Source organism: Streptomyces sp. BE303 (assembly GCF_036290945.1).
GTDB lineage: Bacteria > Actinomycetota > Actinomycetes > Streptomycetales > Streptomycetaceae > Kitasatospora.
In genome coordinates this window covers 1-389 of the sequence record NZ_JAQYWZ010000834.1, presented here as the reverse complement: position 1 = coordinate 389, position 389 = coordinate 1, and the positions used below count along the sequence as shown (strand labels likewise).

Annotated in this window: 1 protein-coding gene; it reads left to right on the top strand. The window is 68.6% G+C overall.

Annotated features, from left to right (window positions below):
• Positions 1 to 351: beta-ketoacyl synthase N-terminal-like domain-containing protein (locus PUR56_RS29420; protein ID WP_329951178.1), on the top strand; the 351-nt coding region annotated here is incomplete at its 5' end.
• Positions 352 to 389 lie beyond the last annotated feature (38 nt).

The following is a 389-nucleotide window of genomic DNA, read 5'->3' as shown; positions in this document are numbered from 1 at the left end:
CTCCGCTGCGACGAGGGCGGCGCGTACGCCGGAACCTACGGTCAGGACAACGTCGCTCTGCTGGACGACGTGTCCGAGGACGTCGCTGACTCGGCGGGCCACATCGGCACCGGGAACGCGGCGCGCGTGCTGTCCTGCCGCGTCTGGTTCTCGTACGGCCTGGAGGGGGCGGCGGTGACGGTGGTCACGGTGTGCTGGTCGTCGCTGCTCGCGCTGCTCCTGGCCGCGCAGGCGCTGCGGTCGGGCGAGTGCTCGATGGCGCTGGTCGGCGGCTTCACCGTGATGCCTAACCCGGATGTGTACGTTGATTTCTCGAGTCACCTCGGGATATATGCCGAATGCCGGTGCTAGTCTTTCGGTGCGGTCGCGGACGGGACGGGTTGGTGCGT